9 protein-coding genes are annotated in these 6,510 nt (G+C 67.1%); 3 read left to right on the forward strand and 6 right to left on the reverse strand.

The window, feature by feature from the left end:
• Window positions 1-119: 119 nt before the first annotated feature.
• From HLH48_RS19735 to HLH48_RS19750, 4 genes are all read right to left on the reverse strand, one after another.
• Window positions 120-905, reverse strand: a complete 786-nt coding sequence (locus HLH48_RS19735; RefSeq protein ID WP_373320188.1) for a CHAP domain-containing protein — start codon at window positions 903-905, stop codon at window positions 120-122.
• A gap of 303 nt (window positions 906-1,208) precedes the next feature.
• The gene (locus HLH48_RS19740) at window positions 1,209-1,559 is read right to left on the reverse strand and encodes a RidA family protein (RefSeq protein WP_182999190.1); all 351 of its coding nucleotides are present in this window, start codon (window positions 1,557-1,559) and stop codon (window positions 1,209-1,211) included.
• A gap of 70 nt (window positions 1,560-1,629) precedes the next feature.
• Entirely contained in the window at window positions 1,630-2,259 is a 630-nt protein-coding gene (locus HLH48_RS19745; RefSeq protein WP_182999191.1) for a nucleotidyltransferase family protein, read from the reverse strand.
• A gap of 5 nt (window positions 2,260-2,264) precedes the next feature.
• On the reverse strand, window positions 2,265-3,338 hold the full coding sequence (locus tag HLH48_RS19750; RefSeq protein ID WP_182999199.1) for an XdhC family protein: 1,074 nt from the start codon (window positions 3,336-3,338) through the stop codon (window positions 2,265-2,267).
• Between the two features lie 175 nt (window positions 3,339-3,513).
• On the opposite strand from HLH48_RS19750, the gene HLH48_RS19755 reads away from it, so the two are divergent.
• Window positions 3,514-4,194 (forward strand): MBL fold metallo-hydrolase, encoded by a 681-nt coding sequence (locus HLH48_RS19755; RefSeq protein ID WP_272502289.1) that lies wholly within the window; start codon window positions 3,514-3,516, stop codon window positions 4,192-4,194.
• A 79-nt stretch (window positions 4,195-4,273) separates the two neighbouring features.
• Complete coding sequence (locus HLH48_RS19760) at window positions 4,274-4,738, forward strand: DUF192 domain-containing protein (protein ID WP_246387575.1); 465 nt, start codon at window positions 4,274-4,276, stop codon at window positions 4,736-4,738.
• A gap of 106 nt (window positions 4,739-4,844) precedes the next feature.
• Here the strand turns inward: HLH48_RS19760 and HLH48_RS23000 are convergent, their stop codons facing one another.
• Both HLH48_RS23000 and HLH48_RS23835 read right to left on the reverse strand, forming a co-directional pair.
• Window positions 4,845-5,162, reverse strand: coding sequence for a TIM-barrel domain-containing protein (locus tag HLH48_RS23000; protein ID WP_220795217.1), 318 nt, complete (start codon window positions 5,160-5,162; stop codon window positions 4,845-4,847).
• Complete coding sequence (locus HLH48_RS23835; protein ID WP_220795215.1) at window positions 5,071-5,607, reverse strand: hypothetical protein; 537 nt, start codon at window positions 5,605-5,607, stop codon at window positions 5,071-5,073. Before HLH48_RS23835 ends, HLH48_RS23000 begins: the two co-directional genes overlap by 92 nt.
• On the opposite strand from HLH48_RS23835, the gene HLH48_RS19775 reads away from it, so the two are divergent.
• Window positions 5,574-6,510: substrate-binding domain-containing protein (locus tag HLH48_RS19775; protein WP_408871473.1), on the forward strand; the 937-nt coding region annotated here is incomplete at its 3' end. The two genes, HLH48_RS23835 and HLH48_RS19775, sit on opposite strands and share 34 nt — an antisense overlap.

Here is a 6,510-nt window from a genome sequence, read left to right on the forward strand (position 1 = left end):
CATTTTCAAGCAGGCTTTTCGCATGTGAGGTTTGAAGCCAGGCGCCGGTCGGGCTGTCGCCACGCGGAACGGCTGCACATCAGCCCACCTTCTAAGGCAGGCTTTTGGTGCGGAGCGGCTTAGCGGATGGCGCGGTTCGGAGCGTCTTCGCGGAAGGCGTGGCCGTAGATGACGCGGGGCAGGCTCTCGGGGGCCTCGGCGACCTCGGTCGTATGCATCGGGTGGCGCAGGTCGCTCGGCGCGTCGTTGATGGTCCGCGGGATCGAACGCTCGCTGCTGGCGGTCATGATCTGCCCGCTGCCGTCCGGACGGGCATAGATGAACCCGTAGGTCGGATAGATGCTGCCATAGGCGCCGCTCTTGTTCAGCGCGACGCGCACCGCCGTCCAGTCATTGTTGGGCGAGACGTCGATCACGGCGACATTGCGGCTGATGCCCCGCTGGGCCCAGTGCGACTGGTCGATGACGATGGTGCGGCTGTCGACAACCTGGCGGACGACCGCGACATGACCCAGCGGCATGCGCCGGTTGGCGCGGAAATTCAGGATGCTGCCGGATTCGGGCGCCGCGCCGCGGGCATAGACGCCGGCGGCATTGTACCACCAGTTGGCGGCGTTGCCGCGCAGCATCACGTTGGAGGCCGACTTGGCGAACGCCACGCACTGGATCACATGGCCGCCCTCGTAATGCCGGCCGTGGCGGAAGGCGACGTGGTGGCCATGGCGCACGGCCGAAACGGGATGGACCGCATAGGCGGCGTGGACGATAGGGGCCTGATGCGCGGTGTGACGCACCGTCCGGCGGGCATCCGCATGTGAGGAGAAGACGAGGCCCAAGGACGCCGCTGCTACGGAAAAGAGGAACGCACGTCCCAAGCCACCAGCCCTCATACGCCCAGACCTCATACGCACTGTCGTTGCCCGGACAGGGGTAGCAACCAGGCTGCAACCCTGACAAGCCGCTGCCGCATTTCTCCGGCTCGTTCGATGACATTTTCAAAAAACTGCCTGCCTGAATCTCGAAAATAGGAATATATTCCTTATCGAAATGGCCAGGTCACGGTTTTTCAATGAAAAATGAGAATTGGGCGGATTGGGGTGGACGGAAGGTCCGGGGCGATCGGGGGAGGAAGGGGAATCGGGACCCGTTGCAGAAAAGCGACATCCGGCATGGCCGGCGGGTCCCGTTCCCGTGAGGCGGTCGCGGACTTACTTGGTGCAGATCAGCATGATCTCGACCAGCACCTGCGGGCTGGCCATCGTGGCCTGGACGCAGGCGCGGGCCGGCGCGCCGTCCTTCGGCAGCCACGCGGACCACAGGACGTTCAGGGCGTCGCGGTCGGCGATGTCCTTCAGCCAGATCTGCGCCTGCAACAGGCGGGTCTTGTCGGTGCCGTGCAGTTCCAGCGCTTCGTCGATCTGCTCCAGGATGTCGCGCGTCTGGGCGGAGACGTCGCCCGTCAGGTCGCGCGCGACGAAGCCCTGGGTAAACAGGAAACCGTGATATTCCACGACCTTGGACAGGATCGCATTCGGTTCCGTGCGGATGATCTTGCTCATTGGGGCCAGTCCTTCATGTTGGCGGCCACCGGGCCGCGCCTGCCCTTCTCCGACACCCGGCCCGGGGCGGTCAACCGCCCTCGGCGGGGGACGAGGCGGCAAACCTGTCCAGCCGGTCGGGCGTGTCGAAATCCTCGTGGATCGTCTCGTCGGCCGCCACGATCGCCGCGCGCGGGCCCAGCGCGCGAATCAGCGCGCCGCCGCCCCGGTCGCCCTCCAGGGCCATCAGGTGCGGGATCATCGTCCGGTCCCACAGGACCGGGTGGCCCTGGCGGCCGCCGTGGCAGGGAATCGTGGCCGGTGGATTGTCCTGCCGATGGCGGGCGATCAGCCGGGCGACCAGCAGGGGGTTCAGGGTCGGCATGTCGCCCAGGCAGACCAGCACGCCGCCGGGCGCCGGGTCGCCGATCGCGCGCAGGCCCGCGCGCAGGCTGGCCGACAGGCCCGCCGCATGGTCGGCCGCGATCGTCACCTCGATCGGCCGGGCATAGGGTGCATGGGCGTCGATCGCGGCCCGCAGGTCGGCCGCGCGATGACCCAGCACGACCACGACGCGTTCGACCGTGCTGGCGCACAGCGCGCGCAGGGTGCGCGCGACCATCGGCGTGCCGGTTGCGTCGGCGGCCAGCAGCTTGTGGCGCGGGGCCGACCGCGACGACCGGCCGGCCGCCAGTACCAGGGCGGCGATGGCGGCCGTCATCCGGTTCAGGTCCAGCCGGGGTGGCGGCCCAGCGGCGCGTCGCGGCGGACCGCCACGATTTCGGCCAGGATCGACAGGGCGATCTCGGGCGCGCCGACCGCGCCGATCGCCAGCCCGACCGGCCCGTGGATCCGAGCCGTCCTGTCGGGGCCGAAGCCGGCCGCCGCCAGCCGGTCCAGCCGCGATGCCTGCGTTCTGCGTGACCCCAGCGCCCCGATATAAAAGGCCGGGCTGCCCAGCGCCGTCCGCAGGGTCGGATCGTCCAGCTTGGCGTCGTGCGTCAGGGTGACGATCGCGGTATGGGTGTCGATGGCCAGGGTTTCCAGCGCCTCGTCCGGCCATTCGGTGACCAGCGTGATGCCGGGAAAGCGGTCCGGCGTGGCCAGTTGCGTTCGCGGGTCGATCACGGTGACCGCGAAGCCCATCGTCGCCGCCAGCGGCGCCAGCACCTGCGCGATATGCACCGCGCCGACGATCAGCAGCCGATGGGGCGCCGTCAGCAGGTGCAGGAACCAGGCTTCGTCATCCGGGCCCGTGACGCGGCGGCTCCGCCCGTCGCGCAGCGCCTGCTCCAGGAGCGGAGCCAGGCGCGGATCGATCGGGCCGCCGGCCTGGTCCGCCAGATCGTTCCCGTCGGTGCGCGCGACCAGGACATGGTGCATGTCGGACAGGCGTGTCGCCAGCAGCGCCGGCTTCCGCCGCCGCCGCAGGTCCGTCGCCGCGCGCAGGGTGGCCAGCGGCAGGGTGCCGCCTGGTCCGACCGATTGCACCAGCACGTCCAACTCGCCACCGCAGGCCAGGCCGACCGACCAGGCCAGGTCCGACGTCACGCCATAGGACAGCAGCCTGTGCCGGCCGTCCTGCATCGCGGTCATCGCGGCATCGAAGACCGACGCCTCGACGCATCCGCCGCTGACCGATCCTTCGATCCGTCCGCCGCCACCGACCGCCATCATGCTGCCCGCCGGCCGGGGGGAACTGCCCCAGGTGGCGATGACGGTCGCCAGGGCCGCCGGCTGCCCGTCCCCGGCCCAGGAAAGGGCCAGGTCCAGCGGATCATGAAGGAGGGGCTGCGACATCATCCCGGCACTCTATCAGTGCGGATATAGACAGGCCAGCGGCGCCTGCCGCAGGGCAGGGTGGTCTTGCTCCGCCGGCTGCCGGCTCGTACACAGCGGAACCCTGTCCGGACCGCCGGCGGAAAAGCCGGTCGCGGACCCGCCTTCGTGGCGCGTGAGCCGAGGAGTCGTCATTATGTCGTTGCCATCCGTTCCGGATCTGGCCGGCCTGGAACTGGCCATCGTGCCGGTGACCGCTTTCGGGCAGAATTGTTCGATCCTGTGGGACCCGGCCACGCGCCACGCGGTGGTGGTCGATCCGGGTGGCGACGTGCCCGTCTTGCTGCACGCGCTCGCGGCGCGCGACCTGACGGTGGAGTGCATCCTGCTGACGCATGGCCATCTGGATCACGCGGGCGGGGCGGATGCGCTGCGCGCCGAGCTGGTGCGTCTTCAGGGCGGGACGGTGCCGATCATCGGGCCCGATGCGCGCGATGCGTTCCTGCTGTCCGATATCGCGGCGCAGGCCGCGCGCTACGGGCTGACGGGCATGGGCGACGTGACGGTGGACCGCTACGTGACCGATGGCGACGTCCTGCCGCTCCTGGGCCGGTCGCTCGCGGTGCTGCATGTTCCCGGCCATACGCCCGGTCATGTGGTGTTCCACGACCCCAAGGCACGCTTTGCCTTCGTGGGCGATACGTTGTTTCGCGGCTCGGTCGGGCGCACCGATTTTCCTTATGGCAATGGCCCGCAGCTCCTTCAGGCGATCACCGATCGTCTCCTGCCGCTGGGTGACGACGTGACGATCCTGCCTGGTCATGGCGATATGACCACGATCGGCGCCGAGCGTCGTTCCAACCCGTTCCTGCGCTGACACCGTCGGCGAATTGAAGAAAGAACACTGGATGATGTGGGATATGCGCAAATGCGCCGCCGCGTGCGGCCTGGTCCTGATGCTGGCCGGGGGGCACATGGCGGCCGCGGCCCGGGCGGAAGACGATACCCCGACCAAGGCGCAGGCCGAACTGCCGCGCGAGGCTTTGACGATCGAGAGCGCGAAAGGGGTGAAGCACGTCTTCTCCGTCGAGCTGGCCACCACCCCGCGCCAGCAGCGCGTGGGCGAGATGTTCCGTACCTCGGTACCCGCCGATCGCGGCATGCTGTTCGTCTGGCCCTATCCGCAGCAGAGCGACATGTGGATGGAAAATACGCTGGTATCGCTGGACATCGTCTTTATCGGCGAGGATGGCCGGATTACCGCGATTGCCGAAAATGCCGTGCCGCAGAGCCTGGCGCGGATCAGCAGCCATGGCCCGGCGCGCGCGACGCTGGAATTGCAGGGCGGCATAACCGAAAAGCTGGGCATCGTCGTCGGCGACAAGGTGGAGAGCAAGGCACTCGCCGCCCCGGCGGGGTAGATCATCGCGGCGGACGGTGTGTGTCCGCCCGTGACTGCGATGACGTCAGCGACGCTTCTTCGCAGTCACCCAGGGCCTGCATGTCTTTCCCTTTACGGCCGGCCCTTTATGGTCGGAGAGGAATGGCGACCTGCGCCTCACCCGGCGTCGTCAGCGTAAAATGCAGCGCATGGGCGGTCGGGTCATAACGAAGGTAGATACCTGCCGGAGGTCGCCCGCAGGGGCCCGGTCGATCCTTGCGGGCGCTCCAGTAATCGTACCACGCTCCGGGCGGCAGCATGACGGCGTCATTGTCCGTCTGTTCCAGGAATTGCGGCGGCGCGACCAGCAGGTCAGGGCCCCACATGAATTCGCCCGGCGCCTGTAGGTCCAGCGCGAACCCGTTTGCGGCATTCGGGAATTCCAGGAATAATGGCCGCATCATCGGTATTCCGGCGCGCGACTGCGTTTCGGCCACCGTGTAGATATAGGGCGTAGATTAGGGCAGCATTCGGTAGCGCGCTTCGATATATCGCCGTCTGATGGCTTCCTGGGCCGAACCGTCCACCCATGGTTCCTGCATGCGCGTTACCGAAGGACATTTGCCGTGCGTCATCAACCCCGAAATCGAAGGTCGAGCGCCAGGTATTGTCCATGAACACGCCCGACGCGTGACCGGAATCATAAATCAGAAAGAACGGAATATCCTTGTAGAGCGGATCCTGGCGTTCCTGGAAGGTATAGGAATCGGTGTTCCAGTTCTGGTAGGTTGCGCCGCGGCGGTCCAGTGGGCCCGGCTTGTCGCCCAGGTCGAAGATATGCGCGGTGGGTGACAGCGATTTGACCAGACCCCGCCGTGCTGGCGGTGCTTCAGGGTGTGGCCGTGGCATGCGAACAGCGCGGCGTCGCCCTTCTGATCCTGTCGGCCAAGGTGAATGGCGAGGGCGCCGGGCCGCAGCAGCCGGTCATGAATGTGTTGTCTCATGCCGCGGTGGACGGGATCATCCTGCATGCGCTTTCGGGTTGCGATGATGTCGTCACCATCGCGCGGCAACGTCAGGTTCCGCTTGTCATCATAGATCAGCCGCAGCCTCGGGATGTGGCGCTGGTGTGTATTGATGACCGCCGCGCGGCGTATGAAATTGCGCGGGAAATCGTGCAGCGCGGCCACAGGAGGGTTGCCGTCATCGCTTTGCGTGGCGATCGGAGCGGCAGGTGCGGGTTCATGACTCAGGAGCGGATCGCTGGCATGCAGTCGAGCACGTCGCGCCTGAGACCGGCCGGTTTCATGGCGGCGTTCGCAGAGGTCGGGATTGCGCCAGAGGCCGTTCCGGTCTGGGAGGCGAGCGAAAGTTCGGAAGCCGCCGGGAGGGCGGCTGCCGAAGCGATTCTGGCGCGCAGTGGGGAACGGCCCACAGCCATCGCGGCAATGAGCGATCGCCTCGCGATCGGTGCGCTGTCGCTGTTGAAGGAGCGGGCGATCCGTCTTGGAACGGATATCGTGATGACGGGATTCGACGATATTCCGGAGGCCGCGATCCATGGATTGGCAACGGTTCGCCAGCCTTTCATGCAGAAAGGAGAGGCCGCCGTGAAAGCGATCCTGGATGGGCTGGATCCATGTGTCGTGCCGTTGGACTTTACGATCGTCCGTCGATCATCGCTGGGCGAGCCCGGCGGATCGTCTGTCCACGGCCCCACTGTTTGGTGCGACCAACGGGATTGCGAGCTTGTATACGCGCGACGGCTCTCCCTTTCGTGCGGTTCGTCGTGCTGGTTTGCGTGCGGCGGAT

Source organism: Gluconacetobacter sacchari (genome assembly GCF_014174255.1).
Classification (GTDB): Bacteria; Pseudomonadota; Alphaproteobacteria; order Acetobacterales; family Acetobacteraceae; genus Gluconacetobacter; species Gluconacetobacter sacchari.

Excerpts from the sequence above, each read along its gene's own strand:
- HLH48_RS19735 (WP_373320188.1), bottom strand. The coding sequence starts at position 905 with ATGAGGTCTGGGCGTATGAGGGCTGGTGGCTTGGGACGTGCGTTCCTC.
- HLH48_RS19740 (WP_182999190.1), bottom strand. The coding sequence starts at position 1,559 with ATGAGCAAGATCATCCGCACGGAACCGAATGCGATCCTGTCCAAGGTC.
- HLH48_RS19745 (WP_182999191.1), bottom strand. The coding sequence starts at position 2,259 with ATGACGGCCGCCATCGCCGCCCTGGTACTGGCGGCCGGCCGGTCGTCG.
- HLH48_RS19750 (WP_182999199.1), bottom strand. The coding sequence starts at position 3,338 with ATGTCGCAGCCCCTCCTTCATGATCCGCTGGACCTGGCCCTTTCCTGG.
- HLH48_RS19755 (WP_272502289.1), top strand. The coding sequence starts at position 3,514 with ATGTCGTTGCCATCCGTTCCGGATCTGGCCGGCCTGGAACTGGCCATC.
- HLH48_RS19760 (WP_246387575.1), top strand. The coding sequence starts at position 4,274 with ATGCTGGCCGGGGGGCACATGGCGGCCGCGGCCCGGGCGGAAGACGAT.
- HLH48_RS23000 (WP_220795217.1), bottom strand. The coding sequence starts at position 5,162 with ATGATGCGGCCATTATTCCTGGAATTCCCGAATGCCGCAAACGGGTTC.
- HLH48_RS23835 (WP_220795215.1), bottom strand. The coding sequence starts at position 5,607 with ATGCCACGGCCACACCCTGAAGCACCGCCAGCACGGCGGGGTCTGGTC.